This is a genomic window from Bradyrhizobium algeriense (assembly GCF_036924595.1).
Taxonomy (GTDB): domain Bacteria; phylum Pseudomonadota; class Alphaproteobacteria; order Rhizobiales; family Xanthobacteraceae; genus Bradyrhizobium; species Bradyrhizobium algeriense.
Genome location: NZ_JAZHRV010000001.1, coordinates 1,441,871 through 1,465,745, shown reverse-complemented (window position 1 = coordinate 1,465,745; position 23,875 = coordinate 1,441,871). Strand labels below are relative to the sequence as shown.

At 60.1% G+C, this 23,875-nt stretch carries 25 protein-coding genes and 3 pseudogenes; 12 read left to right on the top strand and 16 right to left on the bottom strand.

What is annotated here, in order from left to right:
* Window positions 1–96: 96 nt before the first annotated feature.
* Window positions 97–768 carry a helix-turn-helix domain-containing protein gene (locus V1286_RS07120; RefSeq protein WP_334489556.1) on the top strand — a complete coding sequence of 224 codons (672 nt, stop codon included), beginning with the start codon at window positions 97–99 and terminating at the stop codon, window positions 766–768.
* 7 nt (window positions 769–775) lie between these two features.
* Here the strand turns inward: V1286_RS07120 and V1286_RS07115 are convergent, their stop codons facing one another.
* Window positions 776–1,654, bottom strand: coding sequence for an alpha/beta fold hydrolase (locus tag V1286_RS07115; RefSeq protein WP_334478499.1), 879 nt, complete (start codon window positions 1,652–1,654; stop codon window positions 776–778).
* Between the two features lie 371 nt (window positions 1,655–2,025).
* Here V1286_RS07115 and V1286_RS07110 point away from each other — a divergent pair, with 371 nt between their 5' ends.
* The 5 genes from V1286_RS07110 (at window position 2,026) to V1286_RS07090 (ending at window position 5,149) form a co-directional block, all read left to right on the top strand.
* Window positions 2,026–2,673, top strand: a complete 648-nt coding sequence (locus tag V1286_RS07110; protein WP_108513497.1) for a CoA transferase subunit A — start codon at window positions 2,026–2,028, stop codon at window positions 2,671–2,673.
* A 3-nt stretch (window positions 2,674–2,676) separates the two neighbouring features.
* Entirely contained in the window at window positions 2,677–3,327 is a 651-nt protein-coding gene (locus tag V1286_RS07105) for a 3-oxoacid CoA-transferase subunit B (protein WP_334478497.1), read from the top strand.
* Window positions 3,328–3,356: 29 nt separating this feature from the next.
* Complete coding sequence (locus tag V1286_RS07100; RefSeq protein ID WP_334478496.1) at window positions 3,357–3,815, top strand: MaoC family dehydratase; 459 nt, start codon at window positions 3,357–3,359, stop codon at window positions 3,813–3,815.
* A 48-nt stretch (window positions 3,816–3,863) separates the two neighbouring features.
* A complete protein-coding gene (locus V1286_RS07095) occupies window positions 3,864–4,154 on the top strand; it encodes a hypothetical protein (RefSeq protein ID WP_334478494.1) in 291 nt (96 codons plus the stop codon).
* 233 nt (window positions 4,155–4,387) lie between these two features.
* Window positions 4,388–5,149, top strand: coding sequence for an outer membrane protein (locus V1286_RS07090; protein WP_334478493.1), 762 nt, complete (start codon window positions 4,388–4,390; stop codon window positions 5,147–5,149).
* Window positions 5,150–5,454: 305 nt separating this feature from the next.
* Here V1286_RS07090 and V1286_RS07085 read toward each other — a convergent pair whose 3' ends face one another.
* The 11 genes and pseudogenes from V1286_RS07085 to V1286_RS07030 all read right to left on the bottom strand — a co-directional run bounded on the left by V1286_RS07085 (window position 5,455) and on the right by V1286_RS07030 (window position 15,559).
* A complete protein-coding gene (locus tag V1286_RS07085) occupies window positions 5,455–5,901 on the bottom strand; it encodes a hypothetical protein (protein WP_334478492.1) in 447 nt (148 codons plus the stop codon).
* Between the two features lie 138 nt (window positions 5,902–6,039).
* On the bottom strand, window positions 6,040–6,231 hold the full coding sequence (locus V1286_RS07080) for a hypothetical protein (RefSeq protein WP_334490254.1): 192 nt from the start codon (window positions 6,229–6,231) through the stop codon (window positions 6,040–6,042).
* A gap of 2 nt (window positions 6,232–6,233) precedes the next feature.
* Window positions 6,234–6,383: pseudogene (locus tag V1286_RS07075) on the bottom strand (two pore domain potassium channel family protein); the annotation flags it as partial.
* A gap of 14 nt (window positions 6,384–6,397) precedes the next feature.
* Window positions 6,398–7,189 carry an enoyl-ACP reductase FabI gene (gene fabI, locus V1286_RS07070; protein WP_334478490.1) on the bottom strand — a complete coding sequence of 264 codons (792 nt, stop codon included), beginning with the start codon at window positions 7,187–7,189 and terminating at the stop codon, window positions 6,398–6,400.
* A complete protein-coding gene (locus tag V1286_RS07065; protein ID WP_334478489.1) occupies window positions 7,186–8,403 on the bottom strand; it encodes an acetate/propionate family kinase in 1,218 nt (405 codons plus the stop codon). Before V1286_RS07065 ends, fabI begins: the two co-directional genes overlap by 4 nt.
* A gap of 5 nt (window positions 8,404–8,408) precedes the next feature.
* Complete coding sequence (locus tag V1286_RS07060; protein ID WP_334478487.1) at window positions 8,409–9,380, bottom strand: phosphate acetyltransferase; 972 nt, start codon at window positions 9,378–9,380, stop codon at window positions 8,409–8,411.
* 306 nt (window positions 9,381–9,686) lie between these two features.
* A pseudogene (locus V1286_RS07055) lies at window positions 9,687–9,979 on the bottom strand (DUF3141 domain-containing protein); the annotation flags it as partial.
* A 118-nt stretch (window positions 9,980–10,097) separates the two neighbouring features.
* Complete coding sequence (locus V1286_RS38855; RefSeq protein WP_417021112.1) at window positions 10,098–10,595, bottom strand: hypothetical protein; 498 nt, start codon at window positions 10,593–10,595, stop codon at window positions 10,098–10,100.
* A 300-nt stretch (window positions 10,596–10,895) separates the two neighbouring features.
* Complete coding sequence (locus V1286_RS07045; RefSeq protein WP_334478485.1) at window positions 10,896–11,192, bottom strand: HU family DNA-binding protein; 297 nt, start codon at window positions 11,190–11,192, stop codon at window positions 10,896–10,898.
* A gap of 1,704 nt (window positions 11,193–12,896) precedes the next feature.
* On the bottom strand, window positions 12,897–14,561 hold the full coding sequence (locus V1286_RS07035; protein WP_334478482.1) for a DHA2 family efflux MFS transporter permease subunit: 1,665 nt from the start codon (window positions 14,559–14,561) through the stop codon (window positions 12,897–12,899).
* Window positions 14,558–15,559: an HlyD family secretion protein gene (locus V1286_RS07030; protein ID WP_417021241.1), complete on the bottom strand. Its 1,002-nt coding sequence runs from the start codon at window positions 15,557–15,559 to the stop codon at window positions 14,558–14,560. The genes V1286_RS07035 and V1286_RS07030 overlap by 4 nt, the downstream gene beginning before the upstream one ends.
* 494 nt (window positions 15,560–16,053) lie before the next feature.
* Between V1286_RS07030 and V1286_RS07025 the strand changes: the two genes are divergently transcribed.
* Window positions 16,054–16,305 (top strand): hypothetical protein, encoded by a 252-nt coding sequence (locus tag V1286_RS07025; RefSeq protein ID WP_334478479.1) that lies wholly within the window; start codon window positions 16,054–16,056, stop codon window positions 16,303–16,305.
* Between the two features lie 223 nt (window positions 16,306–16,528).
* Here the strand turns inward: V1286_RS07025 and V1286_RS07020 are convergent, their stop codons facing one another.
* Window positions 16,529–16,708 (bottom strand): hypothetical protein, encoded by a 180-nt coding sequence (locus V1286_RS07020; RefSeq protein WP_108518767.1) that lies wholly within the window; start codon window positions 16,706–16,708, stop codon window positions 16,529–16,531.
* A 389-nt stretch (window positions 16,709–17,097) separates the two neighbouring features.
* On the opposite strand from V1286_RS07020, the gene V1286_RS07015 reads away from it, so the two are divergent.
* On the top strand, window positions 17,098–17,748 hold the full coding sequence (locus tag V1286_RS07015; RefSeq protein ID WP_334478477.1) for a phosphoribosyltransferase: 651 nt from the start codon (window positions 17,098–17,100) through the stop codon (window positions 17,746–17,748).
* A gap of 81 nt (window positions 17,749–17,829) precedes the next feature.
* Here the strand turns inward: V1286_RS07015 and V1286_RS07010 are convergent, their stop codons facing one another.
* The gene (locus tag V1286_RS07010) at window positions 17,830–19,311 is read right to left on the bottom strand and encodes a trypsin-like peptidase domain-containing protein (protein ID WP_334478475.1); all 1,482 of its coding nucleotides are present in this window, start codon (window positions 19,309–19,311) and stop codon (window positions 17,830–17,832) included.
* Window positions 19,312–20,585: 1,274 nt separating this feature from the next.
* Between V1286_RS07010 and V1286_RS07000 the strand changes: the two genes are divergently transcribed.
* The 3 genes from V1286_RS07000 (at window position 20,586) to V1286_RS06990 (ending at window position 22,424) form a co-directional block, all read left to right on the top strand.
* Window positions 20,586–20,774, top strand: a complete 189-nt coding sequence (locus tag V1286_RS07000; protein WP_334478473.1) for a hypothetical protein — start codon at window positions 20,586–20,588, stop codon at window positions 20,772–20,774.
* Between the two features lie 201 nt (window positions 20,775–20,975).
* Complete coding sequence (locus V1286_RS06995) at window positions 20,976–21,422, top strand: hypothetical protein (protein WP_334478471.1); 447 nt, start codon at window positions 20,976–20,978, stop codon at window positions 21,420–21,422.
* Window positions 21,423–21,500: 78 nt separating this feature from the next.
* Entirely contained in the window at window positions 21,501–22,424 is a 924-nt protein-coding gene (locus V1286_RS06990) for a complex I NDUFA9 subunit family protein (RefSeq protein ID WP_334478469.1), read from the top strand.
* Between the two features lie 30 nt (window positions 22,425–22,454).
* Here V1286_RS06990 and V1286_RS06985 read toward each other — a convergent pair whose 3' ends face one another.
* Window positions 22,455–22,688, bottom strand: a complete 234-nt coding sequence (locus tag V1286_RS06985; RefSeq protein ID WP_334478467.1) for a hypothetical protein — start codon at window positions 22,686–22,688, stop codon at window positions 22,455–22,457.
* Between the two features lie 19 nt (window positions 22,689–22,707).
* On the bottom strand, window positions 22,708–23,208 hold the full coding sequence (locus V1286_RS06980; protein ID WP_334478466.1) for a hypothetical protein: 501 nt from the start codon (window positions 23,206–23,208) through the stop codon (window positions 22,708–22,710).
* 393 nt (window positions 23,209–23,601) lie between these two features.
* Between V1286_RS06980 and V1286_RS06970 the strand changes: the two are divergent.
* A pseudogene (locus V1286_RS06970) lies at window positions 23,602–23,813 on the top strand (NADH-quinone oxidoreductase subunit D); the annotation flags it as partial.
* Between the last annotated feature and the right edge of the window lie 62 nt (window positions 23,814–23,875).

Below are 23,875 nucleotides of genomic sequence, written 5' to 3'. Positions count from 1 at the left end.
TTAACACAATTCCGGGAGCGGCCAGCCACGCATAGACACATGGCAACGAAGGCCCCTCCGGGATGCGAACAAATTGTCTCAAACAGGGAGAGATCCATGTTTGTCAACGTCAATGCTCATCCCGGAAGCAGGCCGAGGACTCTGGGGCAACTCGGCGAGCTTTCACGGGCAAGGGTAATCCTCAGCGAATTCAAGTACAACAAGGGCACAGAAATCTTTGGAGAGGCGGAACCTGCCGACTATATCTACCAGGTCGGAGACGGCGCGGTTCGCACCCACAAGCTTCTTTCCGACGGCCGCCGCCAGATCGGCGCGTTCCACCTCGCCGGCGACATTTTTGGACTGGAGAACGGTTTAACCCATCGATTTACCGCGGAAGCGATCGTCGATACGACAGTACGGCTGATGAAACGATGCAGCCTGGAGCACGTTGCGGAAACAGACGCGATGGTGGCGCTCGATCTCCTGAATATGACAACGAGCAACCTCCGGCATGCCGAGGACCACATGCTGCTCTTGGGGCGCAAGACGTCGCTGGAACGCGTCGCCGCATTCCTGCGCGAGATGGACCTCCGCTTGACGGCCGCCGGCGTGATGGCCCTTCCGATGTCGCGTCGCGATATCGCCGACTATCTCGGCCTGACGCTCGAAACGGTGTCCCGGGCGCTGTCACATCTTCACGGCATGGGCATTCTCGGCTTTCTCGGCCAGACCCAGCGGCAAATCGTACTGCTGGACCGGGGACGGCTGGCGGAGCTGGACCTTTAGCGCGGAGCTAGATCGCGACTTCGCTTCCGGGAAGCCCGCCGAACCATGCGCCAAAGTATCCGGCGTAGAGAGCGGGCGATTCGAGATTCATTGAATGTCCAATGCCCGGCACCGTGATTAGCCGGCAATCCGGCATGGCTGCTGCCATGGTCTTGAGATCGACAGGAGCTATCCAGCCATCCTTCTCGCCCCACAGCACCAGGTGCGGGTGCCAGATCTCCGCCATGCGCCGTTCCAGGTCACCGCTCTCCCGCTCCAGATTGAGGTTGAACGGCGTCCCGAGCCAGACGCCCTCGGATACACCGAATGTCTGCTCCAGGATGCGTTCGTAGAACGCCTGGATCTCAGCGAGGCCCTCGCGAAAGCGCGGCACGGTATTTGGCGCAAGGCTCTCGGGGACGAACAGCGAGGCCGCGGCGGTGGCCATGACCGCGCGCGTCAGCTCCCGGCTCCTCATCATCTTGCGAAACAGATCGGTCTGCTCGGCATTGAAGGCCATGCCCAGCGGCGTAACCGGATCCAGCGCGAACACCCTGCCAAAGCGTTCGGGCTGCTTGAGCAGCATGCGCGCGGCAATGATGCCGCCGGTGGAGTGGGTGGCGAGGTGGCAGAAGGGAATCTGCAACTCATCGAGTGCGGCCAGCATGTCGAGCGCATGCTGGCGCATGGAATAGTTGGAGAAATCGGCCGCCGGCGGCGGCCGGTCACTTTCGCCGCAGCCGCGCCAGTCAATGCCGATCACACGAACGCCGCTGGGGAACAGCGGCGCGGCGAGTTCGATCCAGTCCTTGCTGGCGAGATTGCCGTGGATGAAGACAACGGTGACATCGCCCTCGCCCCACTGTCGCCAGCCGAGTTGGACCTCACCCGCTCGCACCCGTGCCACCATCAGGTTCCTACTTGTTCAGGCCGGCGTTCGGCGCTGCGCTGGTCGACGTTGGCGCAACACCGACAGTGGTCTCGCTTGAAGGGCCATTGACCAGACGGTCGATGGCAACAGGCGAATTGACTCAGACCTGCTGCCGCTTCGCAACGAAGTGGACACGGCCATCGAGAGCCGCCACGAGCAGGTACGCAAGCTATGGGACGATATGCTGTCCTCGATTGGCATAGAACGCCGCAAGCACCGATAGACGGCGATCCCGGCAATGGCATCGATACCAGAAGCGGAAGCCTTGATACAGATCAAAGCTTCATGCCGGCTTCGCTCCACCTTCGGGCAAGCGCCTGCAAGCGCAAGCGATTTCGGAGTCTCCGATGAAAGCCGTCTCCGTGGAAGAAGCGGTTGCCAGGATCCCCAACGGCTCAACCGTGATGGTCGGTGGGTTCATGGGGGTCGGAACGCCGGAGCGTCTGCTGGACGAACTGGTCAGGCAAAGGAAGTCCGAACTCTCCATCATCAGCAATGACGCCGCGTTCCCCGGCAAGGGCGTCGGGAAACTGTTCGATGCGGCGCTGGTCTCGACGCTGACCACAAGCCACATTGGGCTCAATCCGAACGTACAAAAGCAGATGATGGCCAACCAGGTCGCCGTCAACCTGGTGCCTCAGGGCACCTTCGTCGAGCGCATTCGGGCCGGCGGCTGCGGCCTGGGAGGCGTACTGACGCCGACGGGCGTCGGCACCATGGTCGAGGAAGGCAAACGAAGGATCGAGGTCGACGGCAAGAGCTTCCTGCTCGAGACGGCGCTTCGCTCGGACTTTGCGCTGATCCATGCGTTTCTAGCCGACTATCTCGGCAACCTCGCCTACGCGTTGACCGCACGCAACTTCAATCCCGTCATGGCAATGGCGGCCGATACCGTCATCGTCACCGCGGAGAACATCGTTCCCGTCGGCGTCATCGCGCCCGACCATGTCGTAACGCCCGCGCCGCTCGTCGATTACCTCATCGCCAACGGGTGACCCGTGGATGCTCAATCGATCATCGCGCGACGGGTGGCACGCGAACTCCGCGCAGGTAACCTCGTCAATCTCGGCATCGGAATTCCGACACTGGTCGCAAACTTTGTTCCGTCCGATCTCAAGGTATTTTTTCAGTCGGAAAACGGATTGATCGGCACGGGACCCATACCGGAGCAAGGCATGGCTCACCCCCACCTTACCGATGCCGGCGGACGGCCGATCAGCGCCCTGCCCGGCGCCTGCGTCTTCGACAGCGCGATGTCGTTCGGATTGATCCGTGGTGGTCACGTGGATATAACGGTCCTCGGCGGCCTGCAGGTCGACGCCGAAGGACACCTCGCCAACTGGATGATCCCCGGCAAGATGGTGCCGGGGATGGGCGGCGCGATGGACCTGGTGACCGGGGCAAAGCGCGTCATCGTCGCCATGCAGCACGCCGCCAAGGGAAAATCGAAGATCGTGCAGAAATGCGCACTGCCGCTGACTTCTTCCCGGCCGGTCGACCTGGTCGTCACCGATATGGCGGTGATCGGCTTCACCGCTGGACGGATAACGCTTCAGGAGACCGCGCCGGGCGTCACCATCGCCGAGGTCATGGCGGTAACGGAAGCGGACTTGTTCATCCCAGCCAACGTTCCCCAAATGAAAATCTGATCCGACAAGCTTAGGCACGAGGACCAGCAATGCGCATCTTCAGCGACTTCAGCGAGTTCAAGGCAGCGGTCGGCACCGAAGTCGGAGCCAGCGAATGGATTGACGTAACCCAGGAACGCATCAACCTCTTTGCGCAGGCGACCTGCGACGATCAATGGATCCATGTCGACCAGGAGCGGGCAAGGAAGGAGCTTCCGGGCGGCGTCACCATCGCCCACGGCCTGCTGTCGCTCAGCCTTGCCCCGATGTTCATTCGTTCCGTGATGGGGCTCAAAGGACTGCGCAACACGTTGAACTATGGCGCAGACCGGATCCGCTATCTCTCTCCCGTCCCGGCCGGCTCACGGATCAGAGGCCGCACCAGCATCGCCGAAGTGGAAGACGTCCCGCCCGATGGCTTGAGGGTCAACTACCACATGGTGATCGAAATCGAAGGCGGCCAGCGTCCTGCGTGCGTCGCCGAGCTGATCGCGCTCCACCGTCGCTGAACGCGATGCCGGAGACGCTCCGGCTGGCAGATCCATCGGAATCATCGGATGAAGAAGCACACTTGGTATGTGACCTTCGAACTCCCATGGCGAGGCACAGCGGTCCGCAGCCGGCGCTCCCGATCGACCCAAACGTTTGAAACCGAAATGGAAGCCAGGAATTTTGCACGTGCGAAATTCGACGAGGGATTGGTCGTGACCGCCGGAACAATCATTCCTCATTTGCCGAGACGCGCGATCCCATCGGGAAACATTCCGTCATGGCTTGACGAAGGACAGCAACAAGACAGCGGCAACGCGGCGGAAAGCACTGACCCGCACTCTGGGAAGATCGAATAAACCGCACCTTCAAAGGGCGCGCGGAACTCTCGCGGCGCACAGCCGTGCCCGCCATATGCACGATAATCAACAAAGCAATATGAGCGCTCACCAATTGCTCTTGAGTGTTGCCATTTTGGCACGAGCATTTTGCCTAAAGTACGTAGGTTTCAGTTGCAAGTTGGAATCAATGCAACGCCTGCAACACCCGTTGGTGGGGACAATTTAAAGCCAACGGAAATGGAGAGGAAAAAATGAAAAGTTTTCTGCTGGCTACCGTTGGTCTTGTAGCATTGGTCGGCATCGCCGCCCCCACATCCGCTGCGGATATGGCAGTCAAGGCACGGCCACCCGCGCCGGTCGTGGCTCCGATCTACGACTGGACTGGCTTCTACATCGGCGCCAACGGCGGCTGGGGTACGAGCCGCAAGTGCTGGGATTTCGTCGACGTGACCGGCGCGTTCATCGGGGCCGAGGGTTGCCATGACGCAGACGGCGGCACCGTCGGCGGTCAGATCGGTTATCGCTGGCAGGCCGGCACCTGGGTGTTCGGTGTTGAAGGCCAGGGCAACTGGGCCGACTTCCAGGGCAGCAATGTGAGCCTGCTTTTCCCCGCCGCCCGTAACGAGTCGCGCATCGATGCGTTCGGCCTGATCACGGGCCAGATCGGTTACGCCGCCAACAACGTGCTGTTCTACGTCAAGGGCGGTGCGGCCGTTACGGCGGATCGTTTCCGCGTCTTTGATGTTCCCACGGGCGTCTTGGCTGCCACCACCGGCGACGATACCCGTTGGGGTGCCGTGGTCGGCGCGGGCATCGAATTCGGCTTCGCCCCGAACTGGTCGGTCGGCGTCGAGTACAATCACCTGTTCATGCAGGACCGCACCCACACCTTTGTCGACGCGACCGGCGCCTTCCTCGGCAACGACCGCATCACTCAGGACGTCGATATCGTCACCGCTCGCATCAACTACCGCTTCGGCGGTTTCGGGGCGCCTGTCGCGGCTCGCTACTGATCAAGGGTTTGTCTCCAGCAAGTCGAGCCTTGGCCCCGGCACAGTGCCGGGGCTTTTTTGTATGTGCCGAGTATGAACGACAGCTTGGAGGTGGAAGTCCTCTATCCAGCCTGATGACGGCGAAGGGTTAGCGAAGCGCAAGGGCGTCATCGCGAGGTGGGGTCTGAAGACGGCGCGGAGCAAAACCGCGGTCCGATGGACAAGGCCCGCAGCTCTGACGAGACGCTTAGGCCGCTCTGCATCCCGAAGTGAAAAAAGGGTGGTTGCCGTTCTACAATCGGTTGGCGACAGGATTGCGGATGCCATCACCAGATGGTGTTGCCAAACCAGCCGAACCGCGGCTGCCGCGCGACCAAGACCGGATGTGGCGTCACGTGCCGCTTCACGATTTTGCGTGGCCGTTGCGGCTTCAGTTCTCGCCGTCGCGGGTTGGATGGCTCCAGCCGCTTCGCGTCGGATGGTTGCATCAACGCAAATGCTTCGCGTTCCCTCTCCTTTATAGAGACGCCGGAGGCCGTCGCTGGACTGGCCACGCGGCCCTCCACGATCGCGGTCGGCGCGGGAACGATCGTCGGAAGGGTGGTATCGAAAACGATGCGCTCCGGCCATTTCCGATCGGAGTGAATGCGGATGACGGACGAATTGGCGTGCGATCTCTCAATGACCGGCAGTCCGGTCAGGCATGCGTCCAGAACGAACACCAGAGTGAGCAGTATTCCGCCGACATAAAGGAAATATCGCGCCAAGGGCATACGCTACTCCGTCGCGACGCCGCACCCGCTTCGAGGTCGAACCCGGGTACGGTCGTGTCTTGGCAAGAGCCGCCTTCCACCTCGACGTCGAGCAATCCGAGACATCAACGAGGTGCTATGGCGGCAAGAAAGGTCCGGTCAGCGCCGACCGACGCGATCCACCGGGCCACCGCGGTTCGTGGGCGTGCCGACACGGCCGACGCCGGGCGTCGCCACCGCACGCGCGACCGGCCGCGGGCGCAGCACGACGCCTGCCCTAAGGCTGACCACGGCCCCCTCTGCCGGCTTGATACAGATCAAGGGCACGTGCGTAGAGGCTACTTGGGCCATCCTCATTTCGCTTGAGCTCCCTCCTCGCCGCGCGCCAGCAGCGTCGTGCGCAACACCTCAAAGATCACCGCCGTCGACCAGCCGAACAACAGAACCCCGTTCATCGCGGTCATCGGTCCAAGCAGAGACCAACGTTTGACCGGCGCCACGTCGACCGCCGTGCGTCTCAATCGATGATGTGATATCCACCGTCGATATACATGACGCCGCCCGTGATCAGCTTCGCGGCGTCGAGCGCCAGGAATGCCGTCGCCGCACCGACGTCGTCGATGCTCACGAGACTCCGTGCAGGCGCGGTGGTTTGCGCCTTGTCCATCAGCTCGTCGAATTCGGGAATTCCTGAAGCAGCGCGCGTCGCCAATGGCCCCGGCGAGATCGCGTGCACCCGGATCCCCTTGGGGCCAAGTTCGGCTGCGATGTAGCGGACGGCGGCCTCGAGGCCCGCCTTCGCAACGCCCATGACGTTATAGTTTTTGACGACCATCTGGCTGCCGTAATAGGTCATGGTGAAAAGCGTGCCGCCATTCTTCATCAGCGGCTCCGCCAGATGCGCCATCCGCATGAACGACCAGCAGGAAACGTCCATCGTCTTGAGGAAGCCGTCGCGCTCGACATCGACGACGCGCCCATGCAGCGCTTCCTTGGGAGAAAAGGCGATCGAGTGCAGCAGGAAATCGAGCTGCCCCCACTCCTTCCCGATTCGCTCGAACACCTGTTCGGTCTGTCCTTCGGCATTCACATCGAGCGGCATGAAGATCGAAGCCTCGAGATCCTTTGCCAGTGGCTCGACGTGCTTCCTGGCCCGCTCGTTCAGGTAGGTGACCGCGAGATCCGCGCCAAGGGCCCAAAACGCCTTGGCGCATCCCCATGCGATCGACTGATCGTTGGCGATACCAACGATCAGTCCCTTCCGTCCCTTCAGCGCAATCTTGGTTTCTGGAAATACCGGAATGGTCATGACGTTCTCTCGCGTTTCAGACTGGACGATGAGTGTCGATTCCACAGCAGCGACAATGTGTGCTGTGCAATCATGAGTTCTTCGTTGGTCGGCACGATGTAGACCGGAATTTTGCTGTCCCCGCGCGATATCCGAGAGCTGTGGCGAGCGTTCTCGACCGGGTCGAGAGACACCCCGAGCCATTCGAGCCGCTCCGCAATCCGTGCCCGAATGCCGACGGAATTTTCACCGATCCCTGCGGTGAAGACGAAACCATCGAGACCTTGCAGGGCCGCAGCCAGCATTCCGGCCTGCAGCGCAACCCTGTGGACGAAATAGTCGACGGCAAACACCGCATGGGGATCGCAGCTGTTCTGAAGCTCCCGCATGTCGTTGCTGACGCCGGAAAGTCCCTTCAGCCCGCAATCGCGGTAGATAAAATCCTGCACCTCGGCTGCTGACATGCCCTTTGCCGTCATCAGGTACAGAATGACTCCGGGATCGATCTGGCCGGTGCGCGTTCCCATCGGGAGCCCATCGAGCGCGGTGAATCCCATCGTGCTCTCCACGCTCCGTCCGCCGTGTATGGCGCACATGGAGGCGCCGCTTCCGAGATGCGCCACGATCACCCGGGCCCTGGCGATTTCGGGTGCGACATCCGGCAGCGTCTGTGCGATGTACTCATAGGAAAGACCATGAAATCCGTAACGGCGGACTCCCTCCTCGTGCAGCCTAAAGGGTATGGCGTAGTGGTCGGCGACCTCGTCGTGGTCGCGGTGAAAAGCCGTGTCGAAGCAGGCGACCTGGGGCAGCGCAGGAAATTTGGCAAGCAGGATTCGGATCGGCGCCAGGTTGTGGGGCTGATGCAACGGCGCAAGTGCCGTCAACCGCTCAAGACGCGCGACCACGCCATGATCGATCAATACGGGGCGATCGTAGTCGGGACCGCCATGGACGACGCGATGGCCGACGGCGAGCGGCCTCAATTGATGTTCGTCCCGTAGCCAGGTGCTGGCGAGCATCAAGGCGGTCGGGACATCAGGTACGTTCTCGATCGGATAGACTCGATCCGCCAACGCCTCTCCTGCCGCGCCGGTAGCACGCAACCGGGGACGGCTGCCGATCCCGTCCATCTGCCCCTTGATCCGCCGACGCAGCCCACCGTTGCCATCCACGGCAAACACCTGGAATTTGACGCTTGAAGAGCCGCCATTGATGACGAGGATGGTGTCCATGGCCGTCACGCTGCGGCTGTCTGCGCGCGGCGACGCCGTCCGTCGGCATAGAGCGTCGCAACGGCGCAGGATGCCATTCGGGACCTCGGGGAATCCGCCCGCGACGTCAACACAACAGCAACACGGGCGCCGAGCACGATGCCGGCGCTGTCCGCCCTGGCGAAGTACGCCAGGTTCTTGGCCAGCATGTTGCCGGACTCGAGATCCGGCACCACGAGAATCTGGGCCCGCCCCGCGACCTCCGACTTGATGCCCTTGATTCGTGCCGCTTCCCGGTCGATCGCATTGTCGAAGGCAAGTGGCCCATCGAGCAGCCCGCCCGTGATCTGCCCGCGGTCCGCCATCTTGCATAGCGCAGCAGCCTCGACGGTGGACGGAATCTTGGATGTGACAGTCTCGACCGCCGAGAGGATGGCGACCCGGGGAGATGTGCCAAGTCCCATCTGCGTATAGAGATCGATCGCATTCTGCGCGATATCGCGCTTGCCATCGAGGTCCGGGAAGATGCTGATCGCGGCGTCCGTGACGAAGATAGTTTCGCTGTAAGCCGGAACATCCATCACGAAGACGTGGCTGATCCGCCGTTCCGTACGCAGTCCGCCTGCCTTTGCGGTAACGCTTCGCATCAGTTCGTCGGTATGCAGGCTGCCTTTCATCAGCATCTCGCCCTTGGCCGCGTGAATCAGCTCGACTGCCTTTGCGGCGGCAGCCTCGCTGTGAGGGGCGTCGACCAGCTCGAAAGCGCTGATGTCGATACCGTGCTTGAACGCGACCGCCCTGATTTTCGCTGATGGTCCGACAAGTACGGGCTTTATGATGCCTGCCTCGGCAGCATCGGCCGCGCCGCGCAGCGAACCTTCATCGCATGGATGCACGACGATGGTTGTCGCCGGCGGGATCGCTTTAGCCGCTGCAATGAGGCGATCGTATCTCACGCCGGCTCTCGCTTCACCCGCTTCTATGGATGCAATGCCCATTTCCAACTCTCCGATCAACCGGCCAAAGCCTAAGAGGCCTTCGCCTGCGGTGTTCCTGCGAGACCGAACAATTCAGTCACGCGATCGAGCCGCTTGGCTGCTTCGCCGGATATTTCCGCGCTCGCGGACAGCACGCCCCGAATTGCCTCCAGGCCGGCACGCCGCTCGTCTTCGTCGGGCGGAAGCAATTTGGGGATGGCGGCGAGGCTCGCCGCCGGCTCGAGCACCGGAGACGAAGATGCCGAGATGCCCGACCGTCTCGTGAACGGTACAGACGATGGTCTGCCCATACGCCCGGATCTCGTCGCCGATTCTCGGCCCGTGACCCGCACGAGGATCAACCACCACGAACGGGCGGCGCTTGTTATCAATCGCCACGCCGCTTGGCGAAGGGTTCTGCCGTCGACGATCAACTCAACTTCGTAGTTGAGGACATGAGGCGCGGTTTCAGCGATGTGTTCGCGGTATTGCAGTCCGCGCTGGCGCATGACATCGAGGAACAGAACACTGCGCTGCCCCGTATCGACCAGATATTCGAGGCCGGATGCAAAGAGCCCCCGAAGCGCTTCGCCCGAGAAGGCCGGCTTGTTGGTAGACATGCTCGCTTCTCTCACTGCTTGCAGCCCTGCATGAGGATTGCGCCCGGGCGGCAGGGACCATTGATATAGGTCAAGGGAACAACGCCCGTTCGGCGCGTGCAGCCACTTCAAGATGCGCCTAAACGCTAGGCATTGCGGCGACTTTTTCGGTGCTCTGTTCGACACCAGTAGCGGCGGCATCGGCCCGCTCTTCGCGGATCCAGGCCATCACAGATTCCGTGGCGTGACTTAGCAGGCCGGCGAGCGGAACGATTGCCAGGACTGACAGCACGAAGAGCAGCGTGTGCGCGTTCGGCTTGACGTTTTGCGCGACGAACAGCACCGGCACGAACGCCAGCAGCCATAGCAGGGGATTGTGCCGGATTTCCTTGAGCAATGGATTCATGGACGCCTCATCGCCTTCGGACACAGTCAATGGCGCTGGCCTGGAGTGCTTGCGGTCACGTGGGCTTGTATCGGCCCGCGCCGGCGCCGCGCGCCGCGCTTTCGAAAGCGAAAAACTGTGCCTGTCGCGATTGATCGTTTGATCCAGGTCAAGGATGATTGCGCCTGCAGGGTCGCGCCGGCACGAATCGGGCAGAGCATTCCGGTTGAGCTCTTGCTCGAACGCGCGCATGGCCCGCCAACTTGGCGTCAATCGCCAACATCGGCTTGCTGACCGAAACAAAGGTCTGAGCGTCCGCATCTGTTCACGGAGAACGAACAGAGTCCGTATTTTTGCGGTCAGACAATAGTAAATAAACAAAAAAAGGGCCACGCGGGCATTACACCGCATGGCCTTTGCGAGACTGTTCCCTAGGCCCCCAAGAGATTACGTCTCGGGGCGAAGAGCGCGCGGGTGGGGGCGTCTGTCCAGGTGGTGACGGAATTACCCACAGGCTAGACGAACGAACACACCTCAACCAACTCGCCCGCTTCAAACAGCGTCTTTAGCAACCTTCAGAGGTGACGCCTTGACCGACTTGCTGGCTGGCTTGGCCGCGAACTCCATAGGCTCTTTCGTGAAAGGATTTACACCGCTACGGGCTTCAGTAGCAGGCTTGTTCACGACTGACATTTTGACGAAGCCGGGAATGACGAACTCGCCGGATTCATTCAGCTCCTTATAGCCCACAATCGCCATATGCTCGATGACGGCCTTTACGTCTCCCTTGGAAACCTGCGTTCCTTCTGCAATTGCATCAATCAACTGATTCTTGGTCATCTTGGCCATGATGGATTCCTTTGTGGAGGCTCAGAACAATTCAATGCGCATGAGCTACGCGGAGTGCGTCACACTGTTTAAAGCGCAGCAAAGCCACGCAGCTCGCTTCTCGTTCATGCCTATGGTCATGAAGTCACCGGGCTTAAAACCTATCGAGACCCAAAACGCAAGGAGCAGCTCGGCGTATGTTCCATGCCTGGCTTCTACTCACCTGCGCTTTCCTTTGATTGAACCATCGCCCAAATCTCCGCTTCGGACCTAATCGCCCACAGCCATGACAATGCAAATTATTGCAGATGCCATTGCGCATGCCGGACGTGCCAGGTCTCGGTCCCCAACCGAACCTGCGATGTCTCAACCCGTCTTTCGCATGAGGTAGCTTATGAGAGATTGGAGATCCACTCCTCCCATCGATGCACCGATGACTGCGTCACCGGCAACAAACAGGTGGCGAGCGAAATGGCGACATCTCTCTACAACGGGCAGCGGAATCGCGCCATTCAAAATGAAGCCGCCAAAAATGGCGAATAGACGAGCAATATCAATTGGTTGGGTGGGGGGGGTACGCAACCGGAATGGAGCAGCGTTGCATGGCTGATCGCGGCCATGCTTGAGTGCTGAGAATATTTGTTTTTCCCGCTCGATCGGCCCAATCCGTCATGAGGAAGCTTGAGCTACCAACGGCGCGAGCGCGACGGCCCGATCGAGTCCCGCCCCGCGCGTTCGATCGCCAGCTAACTCCTCGAACTCTATTTCGGCATTGCTGATGAACGCCTGCGCCGAAAATTGATGGAAGTCGCGCAACTTCTGAAGACAACAGACGCGGAATAACGGTCAGCGAGGGCCGCCTCTCCCTTCGGGCCGCAATAGGCCAATTTTTTGACATCTCGGCACGGCTCCGGAACGATTGCGCCGGTTGGGCTTTGATTCACGGAGATGTCTCATGGTGAGAGAAGGTCCGGCCCAACCCGCGCCACCGCCGAAGGAGCCGTATCCTGCGGAAAAGGCCCGAGGCGGTGAAATCATTCTCAACACGCCCGGCCGTCGCGCCATTTTCATCGCCGGTCTTTTGGGTGCCGTTGTCCTGGCGATAGTCCTCGGGAAGCTAATCCCTTCGGCACCAAGAGGCGACGTCGATGAATCGAAGATCGAGCGCCGGCCCAGGTTTTTCCAGTAAGGGATCGAGCAGATGGCAACAGAACGGAAAACCAGCCGGCAAATCTACGACGAAAGCGTCAGGATTCGCCGGCAAGTTGACGACGGACGGCCAAGGCAGTCCGAAGATGACATCCAGCGAGAGCAACTCGGACCAAGGGGAGTACCGGGAAAGCCGGATCCCGCAAAAATGGTCCCCCAGCGCAAGAAAAAAACGCCTTCAGAATTCGACCCCGGCCATACCGCCTGAGTTTTGGAACACGATCCACGCACATCGCCGTGAGCTGCGGCATGCACGCAAGGACGTTCCTCGGGACCATTCTTAGTGTGCCGCGTTTCGAGCCAAACGCGCCGCGCCTCTGACCGCTCTGGCGCGGCCCGGAAGGCCGCAAAGACAAAAGGCTCGGCCATCCGCTCCGCCGCGGCCAAGGAAGATCCCCGGACACGAGGACATCGTGCGCTTTTCTCACCACCAACTTAAATGAGGAAAAAGGCTGCGAATATCAAGCGCAATGCCGTTGCGTTGCGCAAGGGCGTTAATAAGGCAACGTTGATATTCTAGCCTCTTTTCGCTCGAAGCGTCGGTAGAGGAGCGATTTGAAGCCTCACCTCTAATGCCCTTTCGCTGGCGCTCAAGTCGATCGGCTTGAGGATGAGTGCAAGTGGAATCATCAAACCGCCGATGATTGCCAGTGTCCAGAACACATCGATATAAGCGAGGAAGTCGACCTGCGGCTGCAAGGTTTGGCCCACCCACGCGACCGCCTGTGACGTTGCCTCGGTGGCGTTCGAGCCTTGCGACTGGAAATAGCGCGTCACGGCATCGACGGTCTGCTGATAACCGATATCGGACGGCCCCGCATGTTCGATCAGACGGCTCTGATGGAACTGCTGACGCTGCGCCAGGACACTCTGCGCCAACGCAACTCCCATCGATCCCCCGATGTTGCGGGCAACGTTGATCAGAGCTGACGCCTGATTGGTTTTGTCCGGCGGCAAGCCGTCGTAGGACGCGGTCGTGACCGGCAGGAACAGGAACGGTAACCCCAGCGCGAGGAAGATGCGCGACCACGCAGCGTAGGAATAGGTGATATCGCTGTTCAAGCCGGTGAGGTGCCACATCGCAAGTGCGACAATACACGCGCCTATCATGATCAGGTATTTCGGCTGCACGACGCCGACCAGTTTTCCGACGATCGGCATCATCATCAGCGTGAATATCCCACCGGGCGAAAGGGCCAATCCGGCCAGCATCGCGGTGTACCCGAGTTCGGTCTGCAGCAGTTGCGGCAATAGCTGCGTCGTCGAGATCAGCACGGCTCCGGTGCCGAGCATAACGAGGAAGCAGGCGCCGAAGTGGCGGCGTCCCAACAGCCGGATGTCGACGATTGGATCCTTTCGGGTCAATTCCCACGGTATGAGCGCCAGCAAGCAGAACGCCGAGACAAGCGCGAATCCGAGGATCATATTGGATCCGAACCAGTCCTTGCGCTGTCCCTGGTCAAGGACGAATTCGAGCGAACCAAGCCCGATCGCGACCAGCACGAAGCCGATATAATCGACACGCAGACCGTTTTTCAGGAGCTCGTGCCGCTCTTCTTCGGCGCCCGAAGGCTCTCTAACCAGCGTCCCGACAAGGAACAGCGACAACATTCCCATCGGAACGTTGATCAGGAAAACCCAATGCCAGGAATAGGTGTCGGTGATCCATCCGCCCAGCGTCGGACCTATGACAGGGGCGACCACGACCGCTACGCCGTAGATGGCGAAGGCCTGGCCGCGCTTGGCGGGTGGGAATGAATCGGCAAGAATCGCCTGCTCACTAGTCGCCATCCCTCCCCCGCCAAGTCCCTGCAGGATGCGGAATAGAACCAGAGATTCGAGGCTCCGGGCAAATCCGCACAACAACGACGCAAAGGCGAACGTTGCCACGCAAATCATGTAAAATCGCTTGCGGCCGATAACCGTAGACAGCCAGCCCGAAATCGACAGCACGATCGCGTTGGCAACGAGATAACTCGTGATGACGTAAGTGCTCTCGTCGATGCCAACGGCCAACCCGCCGGCGATATGACGCAACGCGACATTGGCAATTGTGGTGTCCAAAACCTCCATGAAGGTTGCGATCGAGACCACGAAGGCGATGAGATAGGGATTATGTCCGCCAGCCGCGGAACGCTCTGGCGACCAGGAGGAGTTCGTTCCGTCCGAGACGTCTGTCATCGCACCCTGGTCCAGGGCACGACCGACATGCCCGGGCCGACCGGAATATCGGGCGGCCAGTCGTCAACCACGATCTTGACCGGAACACGCTGCACGACCTTCACAAAATTGCCGGTGGCATTTTCCGCAGGCAACAGGCTGAAGGCGGTGCCCGAACCTGGCTGCACCGAATCGACGTGCCCCTTGAGCTTGCGACCCGGATAGGCGTCGATCCTGATCTCGACCGGCTGACCGGGCCGCATGTCGGCAAGCTGTGTCTCCTTGTAATTGGCCGTGATCCAGACTTCATCCGGCACGAACATCATCAAGCTTTGCCCCGCGGTAGCGAAAGCGCCCTTCGCTCCGCTCAGCTTGACGACACGGCCGGATTGAGCCGCCTGGACATTGGTGTATTGCAAATTGAGCCTGGCCTGATCGAGCTGGGCGCCCGCTTGTTGTTTTGACGCCTCGGCACTCTTGTGCTGGGTTTGCAGCACTTTCAATCCCAGCTCTGCTCCAATCTCGGCTGCCTTGGCGCGGCTGGTGTTAGCCTGCTGGGCTTCAAGATCGGACTTTGTCTGTTGGGCGCGCTGAACCGTGCCGGCGCCCTTCTGGACGAGATCCCCGGCGCGATCGGCCTCCTCTCTTGAAAATTGAAGCTGCGCCTCGGCCTGTTTGAGCTGCGCCTTGGCCTGATCGATCTGTGCCTGTTGGCTGTCGATCTGCGCGTCGATATTGGCGACGTTGGCTTGCGCGACCGCGACCTGCGCTTGCGCCTGATCGACGGCAATTCGGTAGTCGCGATCGTCAATGCGAGCCAACAGATCGCCTGCATTGACATGCTGGTTATCGGTGACCGGCACCGCGACAACATAGCCGCCCACTTTCGGCGCGACCGAAAAGCTGCGCGCAGCCACGAACGCATCGTCGGTCGATTCAAAATGGCGGACCTGCAACCAGTACGCAACTCCGCCAATCAGCGCGATCAACAGCACGCATGCCGTCAAGCTTGCCAGGATCCAATGCTCGTGCAGCCGTTCTCGCCACGACTGCTTGCCGGGAGATGGCTCCGCTTGCTCGGCTTCAGCGCCGCGCGCGGGTTCAGACGTCTGTTGCGGGTGGCGATCAGGCTGTCGCGTCGTGTCCGCGGACGGCCCACGCTCCTGAGTTTGTGCATGCAACGCAGCACCTCAAGCGATTTGGCATGCAGTCCAGTCAGGCCTAACCGCGCGGGCCGGGAACTGGTTCCCCGGAACGAAGCCCCGATATGGCACCGCGCGCGGTCGCAAAAAAAGGCCCCGCCCAGTTAACTGAGTAACTGACGGGGCGCTTAGAGCATTCGCTTCTTCGGGGGATTTCTCCTTTCCAAAGCTACTGGCTCCGTCGAAATAACGAGCTGCCGTCCATGTCGTTCCTAAACTCCGTCCCGGCGTGCAAATCTTTTCCGTGACAGCGATATTTAGGAACCAAGCCTGGTCCGGCTAGTTCCTCGATCAACGGTCGAGGAAAGACGATGTCGACATGGTTCAAGGACGATGCCAATCCGCAGCTACTTACGGAAGCGAAGCAGATCGCCTGGGAGTTTCTCGAACGCAGCGGCGAGATCGATGATCCCGGGGAGGTCAATCAGTTCCTGATAGGCAAGATTGAACAAATGATCGAACAAGGTCAGCGAAACAGGCTGGCGCTTTCGAACCGTGCAATAGCCGCCTTTCAGGAATATCGACGGGCGCGAACCATAGAACTCGCGCTGGTTTCGCGCTGAGGTACGCCACTGAGAGATGATCACGCGCGCCGCACCCCGCGTCCTTTAGAGAGCTCGCGAACAGCAGCACATCACAGAGCTTGTCATGCACGTTGTGCAATGGCCTATCATATAACGATTGGACGTCTGCCAGCGGCCGCAGCTTGCGTTCGCCCTCATAGAAGCGCAGCAGCCGGCGATGCCTTCTCCTTCTTCGGCACGGCTGGCCTCGAGGGTGAATGCATCAGAGCCCCGCAGCGATGCGAATGCCCAGGGCCAGAAGAACGCAACCCACAAGGCCGGCTATGAAAACCACACGCATCCATGGCTTGCGCAGGATGATCTCGCCCTGCCGTGCCTTCTCGCCGGGATAGGTTCGGGAACCATCCGAATGTTGAGGTCCCGGATTCTGCGTTTCAGACATCTGCACACCGCCTTGCCAAGGTACTCAACGGATGCTCCGCGGACGAGCTCCTGATGGAACACCGCCGGGCGTCATTGCGTTGCTGATAAGGCCAAGGAATAACTATCGATGTCACGATATGATCCCTGATGAGGCAGACTGCCGTGGCCAGCGCGAAGATCAGCGCAAATGCGCCTGTCGGGGCAATTTGGCGCCAGCACAGGTGCCGGCGCCACCTCATCGTGACAGCGGAGTCGCCGTGGCGATCGGCTGCCGCGCGCTTGAACTAGTGCCTGCTGAAAAGCAGCTCAGCATTGTGCCGGGCCGACTCACCTTTTAGGAGCCGGGCGCGCTGAAGCAGGTCTGGCGAGCCGCTGGCTCGAAACTCATTTGAGAGTAACGCGGCCATCATGAATCACCATCTGTTCCGCGACCGTAGCGATGCTGGCCGGCAACTGGCGCAAAAACTTGGATATCTGGAGCACGCCCAACCGCTGGTCCTCGCGCTGCCGCGTGGCGGCGTCCCCGTCGGCATCGAGGTCGCACACGCGCTGCATGCGCCACTTGATCTGTTGCTGGTGCGCAAGATCGGCGTGCCGTGGCATCCCGAACTTGCGGCCGGGGCAGTGATCGACGGCGCGCGGCCCCGCACAGTCATCAACGAGGACGTCGTGCGTACGGCTGGTGTATCCAAGTCCGAGCTCGCGAGGATCGTCGAAGCCGAACTCGCGAAGATCGAACGCCGCAGGCGCCTCTGGTTGAGCGACCGGCCGCACGTTTCCGTCGCCGGACACAGTGCCATCGTCGTTGATGACGGCATTGCCACGGGCGCGAGCGCAAGGGTCGCACTTCAGGCCGTTCGCGCCGAGGGCGCCGCGCGCGTCGTCCTCGCGACGCCGGTGGCGCCCGCGGAAACGGTCGAGATGCTTCGTGCCGAATGCGATGACATGGTGTGCCTGGCAACGCCCGAGGATTTCACGGCGGTGGGCATCTACTATGAAGATTTTCACCAAGTGGACGACAAGGAAGTACAGGAACTCCTGCAACGCGCGCCAATCTGAGCGTCCGTAAATTAGGCCTCCGGGATCCTCGGCGGCCGGCCCTCGACTCTCAGTCATGTGCCCGCCGCGACGTTCAATCCGTCAATTGACGGGAATAGCGACAAACCGCGTTGCCTGGCTTGACTTTACCCGCGCCAATGCGATGCGCTTACCCTTGCTTTGAACCTCAGTCAGCGCCTTGTAGAAGTCGACAGGAGCCTTCACGGCGTTGCCGCCTACGTCGAGAATAACATCCCCGGTCGAAAGTCCGCTCTCAGCCGCAACACCTCCGGGATCAAGATCGGCGACGATGACACCTCGGACACCAGGGCCAAAGTTTTCCGCAGGCATCAGGGTCAATCCGACGTTTGGCTTATCGCCATCTGCCGTCGGTGATTTCGATTTTTCAGCAATCGAGCGGCTCTCATTGCGAGGAACAGGGAGTTCGCCCAGCGTTACGTTGACATTTTTTTGCTCGTTTTGACGGATCAGGCCGACCTCGATTGATTTTCCGGGGGGCATATCGCTGACTCTCCTTATCAAGTCGCGATCATTGCTGGCTAGCTGGCCCGCAACAGAAGTGATGACGTCGCCCGGCGCGATGCCGGCTTTCGCAGCCGGGCTGTCCGGCTGGATTTCGGCGACCAAGACGCCGTAGACCGGTTTGTTGAGACCGAGACCGTCCACGATGTCGGGACTCACCGACTGAACCTCGACGCCGATCCAGCCACGGGAGACGATACCCTTCTGTTTGAGTCGGTCCGCAATCGTCTTGACCGTTTCCGCTGGAATGGCAAAGCCGACACCGACCGAGCCGCCCGTCGGCGAAAATATTGCACTGTTGATGCCAATCACTTTGCCGCTGACATCGAAGGTCGGTCCACCGGAATTGCCCTGATTGACCGGCGCATCGATTTGGATGAAGTCGTTGTAGGGACCAAGGATGTCGCGCGCACGGGCCGAGACAATTCCAGCCGTCACCGTTCCGCCGAGTCCAAACGGGTTGCCGACGGCAAGAACCCGCGCGCCGATCCGAGGCGCCTTGTCGGCGATCTGGGCAACGGGGAATTCCTTTTCGCCCTCTATCTTGAGCAGCGCGAGATCCGTTTTCGGGTCGGCGCCAACCAGCTTGGCAGGGTAACTCCTGCCGTCGTCGGTGATGACCTCAATTTTTTCGCCGCCCCTGACCAGATGGCTGGTCGTCATGGCGTATCCATCCGATGATATGAAGAAGCCTGACCCGAGAGTGGTGGCGGTACGGGGCTGTCGGCCGCCCATCGGCACATCGGAACGCTTCGAGGGCGCGTCGCGACCGGAAGGCCGCTCCTCGTCCTCGGCATCTTGCTCTACCTTCGCGCGCACCCCCACGACCGTCGGCTTGATGCGGTCCACGAGATCTTCAAAGCCCACTGGCAGGGCGGCGGATTGAAAGCCAACCGCGGGATTGTACCAGGAGTGCAGTTCTCTCCAGGCACTCGATCCGCCCAGCCAGGCAGCCGTTCCTGCTCCGAGAATTCCGATCGAAAGAATAGAGGCAGCAAGAATGGCGCGGCGCATCTTACCGGCGGTACGTTTTTCGGCCATGAGCTTTCTCCAAACACCAAATCCAGACCTGACCGGAGGCCTCCAGCACCCGATGGCATCAAGTGGTCAACTCTCTCATCTCAGCCGAGGCGCACGGAATCAGTTTCCGTACTTTCGGCTTCCGGATTCCATGTGCTTTTGGCAGCCGAACCCTTGCAGGATGCAGCGGCGCAATCCCTCTCTTACGCGGACGAGACGTGAGAACCGCGCGGGCTCGACTACGCCGCACATAGCGGCGCCTGTTGCCGCTGGGTCGTATTTCATCGCGGCATCAGCCAGCGACATGATACCTACGAGGCGCTTGTTTCGACTGACGACTGGCAACCGCCTGACTTGTATATCGCTCATCACTGGGCGAACTGGCGCCTGCCGAAGTGGTTCCAAAGCAAATAGTGGCGATTGCGCGTAAGCAGGCTGAATTGCGCACCCCACCCCTCAGCCTTTCGCCAATGCATGGCTGCTGCTGATGGAGCGCAATGCTTCCAAATGATCGGGCATCGCGCCCGGCAGGAAACATTAAACATTACGGTCTGGAAACATTACGGTCTGGCGACATTTTTGATTTGGGCCGCTTGCTGGAACGCCGTCCCTGGTTGAGGCGTTTCCATTTTCGGGTTTCCACCCAGAGGAGATGGACATGAGAAAACTGACACTGACATTGCTCGCCGGCGCCGGTGCCCTCATAGCCTCGAATGCATATGCGGCCGACGAGATTCAAACCGGAGGCGGTTCTCCCCTCCTTCATCAAGCACGGCTAATCTGTGACGACACCGGCCGATGTTGGAATACCCGGAGTGATCGTCGGGTGATCAGAGATGGTTACTATGCAACTCCGCGGTACTATGACGACTACGATCGCGGCTATTATCGCAGGCCGGGCATAGGCGTTTATGGGCCGGGGTTCAGCTTCGGCATCGGCCCAGACTGGTAAAGCCCGTTTAGCGGCGCTTTGGAGGCGCGCCAGCGTTGGAGGCGCGCCTCGGAGGTACGACGGCCATTCGGCGGACAATTTGCAAACACTACCGAGCGATTCCATTTCGCTCGCGAGGTGCGCTGCGGGCCGCAGTTTGATTTACGAGCCGTGATGCACCGGTTCTTCGTGGTGCACCCGTCCTTTGGGCCATGAACGTGGAGCAACTCGGCTTGCCAGCTGTTATGGCAGTCATGACTTACGGATTTATGCTGTTCTGGGCGGTGCTCGCCGTCACGATCGCAGCTTTAAGCCTTGGACCATCCTCTGCTGATGTGCTCGAATCTATTCCGCGTCTGAAGCAATGGTCGCCTGGTTTGTGATCGTCAAACCGGCCAATGATGTTATGGCGACCTGGACGCCGGGGCCAATTCCACGGGATTTTGAAACGATCCGGGTACATTGGGAAAACGGCCACATGATCATCGCCGGCATCAAACTCGCCGGATTCGTTTCACTCACACTTGCGCTGTTGTCCATCAAACGTGCCTGAACTCGACCGAACGATCATTCCTTGCGTTTGTGCATTTTGGCGAGCTTCCCGCACCATCTTCCAAGTCAGGATCGGCGAACGGAGTGGTGAAGATACTGGCCGGGATTGGCTTGACGGAGGCTCACTCCGGTTGGCCGATCTGATTGCACGGGAAACCATTTTTCGCAGGCGACGTTTATCCGTCTCCAGGGAGAATGCTCGATGTGTGATTATAGTCTTCACGCTGTCGGATCGCGGGCCGCCAAGGTGGGCGACCGGCTAATTTCAACCCGATTTCCCGGGACCGAAACGCGGGGCTTCGCGGCGGTGGGCGAACCGGGGGTGGCAGTCTGCATTCTCCCAGGTACCGAACTCTCCTTTGAACGCGAAATCGAGACCGTCCATGCCTTCGCTCCTCTCTTCCCGAGTTTCGGATTTGGCATGCAAGGCGAACAGCTTGCCCGGTTTCGACGAGTCGCCTCCCGCCAACCGCACGTGCATCATGACGCACTCGAGCTTGCCAACGGCAGGATCGTCCTCGTGACGAGGCTCAGAGAGGATCAGCGCGCGAGCGTCCTGCAGCTACCGGCGAACTCGCGGTTCGGCAAGGTGGACGAGGGTCACCATCAGCTGATAGCTGAAACCTCATCTCTAGAGATTGCTATGTGACAGATGATCGCCAATAAGCGCATGGCGTACGCGATATCGGGGCGCCGTAGCTAACAACCGTCGTGGTCGGTGGAGAATGTGAACGGTCGCAGCCAGACAGGTAAAATTGTCGTCGTGTTTGGCGGGACCGGCTTTCTTGGCCGCCGAGCAGTCCGGCATCTACGCAGGCACGAGTTTCCCGTTCGCGTGGCGTCGAGACATCCCGATCGAGGCCGGGAGCTGTTTGGGTCCGACGATTCCCAGATCGAATCGATCGAAGTGAACATCCATAGCGAGCCATCGATCGCCAGAGCTGTTGCCGGCGCTTATGGCGTGGTGAATGCAGTTAGTCTTTATGTCGAGCGTGGACGGGCGACGTTTCATTCCGTACATGTCGAAGCTGCCCACCGCATAGCGGCGCAGGCGCAACAAGCCGAAGTCAAACGGCTCGTACACATTTCTGGAATCGGCTCCGATGCGACCTCGTCATCGCTCTACATCCGCAAACGCGGCGAGGGCGAGTCGGCAGTCCGGGCAGCGTTTGCCGGAGCGACCGTCGTTCGCCCGGCTGTAATGTTCGGCCCAGATGACACGTTCATTACCGCTATAATCACGCTCCTCCGGCGCTTCCCCGTTTATCCAATGTTCGGACAAGGACTGACGAGATTACAGCCGGCCTACGTGGAAGACGTGGGAGAAGCGATTGCGCAGGTATTGCAAGGGTCCGCAACGGGTGCCACGTTCGAGTGCGGCGGCCCGCGCGTCTACTCTTATAAGGAGCTCGTCAGAGCCCTCGCGCGCGCAGCCGGAGTTAAACCTATTCTTCTCCCCGTTCCCTTCGCCGCGTGGCACGCATTGTCGCGGATCTTGGCAATATTGCCGAGCCCGCCAATTACTCGTCATCAAGTAGCGCTCATGCAAGTCGACAATATGCAATCACCGGAAATGCCGGGATTTGAACGGCTGGGAATTTCACCGCATGCGGTCGAGGAAATTGTCCAGACCATGCTGAGAGGCCACTAACCGGGCCCGACCCCACACAGATCGCCCGGGCTAGATCCGATCGCGCAGACCTTTAACGCCTTCGCCTTCGGCACAATGCTCGCAACAAAAAAATGTGCCGGCCTTCTCGAGGCCATGCCCGACGATGCGGATTCCGCAATGATTGCAGGTTGGTGCGAGCGCATGAATGGCGCATTCGAAGCTATCAAAGGTATGTGCCTTGCCGTTCATCGTGACCTGAAAGGCTTTGTCGTAGTCGTTGCCGCAGGTTTCACATGTCGCCATGATGTCCACCTTTCGCTGATCAGCGTGTCAAATGATGATGTCTTAGGCCGCGTTTCCATTCCTGAGATCCATTTAGTCGATATGAATCAATCGCCGGAAAACCGGTCAGATCGCGAGAAACTTGTGAGGATGGCTGACATAGCAATAAGCCAGCACCGGCCGCCGTGATGGAAGCCAGGAATTGAATATCCGGCCGTTGTGCGGGATTGCGCGCAATCGCTGCTGCTTCATATTGAAGTCTCGCATTGCAGGCGCAGCTCGGGAGGGCATTGAAACGCCCGCAGGCGTCGTGACGCATACAGGCAGCATCCACAGCATCAACAGGCCGAGTTCCTGGTCGGCTACCCGGACCACAGTAATTGCCATGAAATAGCAGCCCGCCGTAGTCGATGTGACGGCCGTCGCCAGCAATCGATTGCTTGCCGTGAAATTCCCCAGATCGCGCTTCCGCCATTGCGGTCAGGACAACACAGGCGCAAAGGACGACAACCACGCACGAACGCTCCAGCCGGAGATACATGGCATTAGGCCTCGTCATGCTTGAGTGGCCGAAAGCATAATGCTCAGGGCGTGCCCGAGTTCCAGATGGAGTAGCGTTAGAGCGGTCGCTACGCGGGTTCCTGGCTCGCCGGCGAGCGGCACGGCCGCCGTATAGTCTTTCCGCTGGTCAATCGCTGACCGTAAAAGGCCGGCGCCATTTTGGCGTACGATATCCCGCGACAGTCATCACGCAGACTGGCCGGTGACGCACGCAGTGCAAAGCCGAAACGCTCAGCGTTGTTGCGCGGCATCGGCGTCATTTCGATCGCGCAATAGACAAGACCACACTTCATACGTTCCGCCGGTCGGCGCGTTTGCGGAACAGATGAAGGTACCCGGGCGTTTCAGTTCCAGCGAAGCGAAGGAAATCCGCATGGCCGAGGCTGCGCTCCGCAATTTCACGATCAATTTCGGACCGCAACACCCGGCGGCACACGGGTGTTGCGCCTGGTTCTGGAGCTTGACGGCGAGGTGGTCCAGCGCGTCTATCCCCACATCGGCCTGCTCCGTCGCGGCACTGAAAAACTTATCGAGCACAAAACCTATCTGCAGGCGCTGCCGTATTTCGACCGGCTCGGCCACATGCTGGCCGACGTTTCCGCCATCATCGGATCGCTCGATATCGTGTCCGGAGAGATTGATCGATG

Coding starts and splice junctions, on each gene's coding strand:
- V1286_RS07120 (WP_334489556.1), top strand. CDS start 97: ATGTTTGTCAACGTCAATGCTCATCCCGGAAGCAGGCCGAGGACTCTG.
- V1286_RS07110 (WP_108513497.1), top strand. CDS start 2,026: ATGAAAGCCGTCTCCGTGGAAGAAGCGGTTGCCAGGATCCCCAACGGC.
- V1286_RS07100 (WP_334478496.1), top strand. CDS start 3,357: ATGCGCATCTTCAGCGACTTCAGCGAGTTCAAGGCAGCGGTCGGCACC.
- V1286_RS07095 (WP_334478494.1), top strand. CDS start 3,864: ATGAAGAAGCACACTTGGTATGTGACCTTCGAACTCCCATGGCGAGGC.
- V1286_RS07090 (WP_334478493.1), top strand. CDS start 4,388: ATGAAAAGTTTTCTGCTGGCTACCGTTGGTCTTGTAGCATTGGTCGGC.
- V1286_RS07085 (WP_334478492.1), bottom strand. CDS start 5,901: ATGCCCTTGGCGCGATATTTCCTTTATGTCGGCGGAATACTGCTCACT.
- V1286_RS07080 (WP_334490254.1), bottom strand. CDS start 6,231: ATGGCCCAAGTAGCCTCTACGCACGTGCCCTTGATCTGTATCAAGCCG.
- fabI (WP_334478490.1), bottom strand. CDS start 7,189: ATGACCATTCCGGTATTTCCAGAAACCAAGATTGCGCTGAAGGGACGG.
- V1286_RS07065 (WP_334478489.1), bottom strand. CDS start 8,403: ATGGACACCATCCTCGTCATCAATGGCGGCTCTTCAAGCGTCAAATTC.
- V1286_RS07060 (WP_334478487.1), bottom strand. CDS start 9,380: ATGGGCATTGCATCCATAGAAGCGGGTGAAGCGAGAGCCGGCGTGAGA.
- V1286_RS38855 (WP_417021112.1), bottom strand. CDS start 10,595: ATGCGCGCGTTCGAGCAAGAGCTCAACCGGAATGCTCTGCCCGATTCG.
- V1286_RS07045 (WP_334478485.1), bottom strand. CDS start 11,192: ATGGCCAAGATGACCAAGAATCAGTTGATTGATGCAATTGCAGAAGGA.
- V1286_RS07035 (WP_334478482.1), bottom strand. CDS start 14,561: ATGACAGACGTCTCGGACGGAACGAACTCCTCCTGGTCGCCAGAGCGT.
- V1286_RS07025 (WP_334478479.1), top strand. CDS start 16,054: ATGTCGACATGGTTCAAGGACGATGCCAATCCGCAGCTACTTACGGAA.
- V1286_RS07020 (WP_108518767.1), bottom strand. CDS start 16,708: ATGTCTGAAACGCAGAATCCGGGACCTCAACATTCGGATGGTTCCCGA.
- V1286_RS07015 (WP_334478477.1), top strand. CDS start 17,098: ATGAATCACCATCTGTTCCGCGACCGTAGCGATGCTGGCCGGCAACTG.
- V1286_RS07010 (WP_334478475.1), bottom strand. CDS start 19,311: ATGGCCGAAAAACGTACCGCCGGTAAGATGCGCCGCGCCATTCTTGCT.
- V1286_RS07000 (WP_334478473.1), top strand. CDS start 20,586: ATGGTCGCCTGGTTTGTGATCGTCAAACCGGCCAATGATGTTATGGCG.
- V1286_RS06995 (WP_334478471.1), top strand. CDS start 20,976: ATGTGTGATTATAGTCTTCACGCTGTCGGATCGCGGGCCGCCAAGGTG.
- V1286_RS06985 (WP_334478467.1), bottom strand. CDS start 22,688: ATGGCGACATGTGAAACCTGCGGCAACGACTACGACAAAGCCTTTCAG.
- V1286_RS06980 (WP_334478466.1), bottom strand. CDS start 23,208: ATGTATCTCCGGCTGGAGCGTTCGTGCGTGGTTGTCGTCCTTTGCGCC.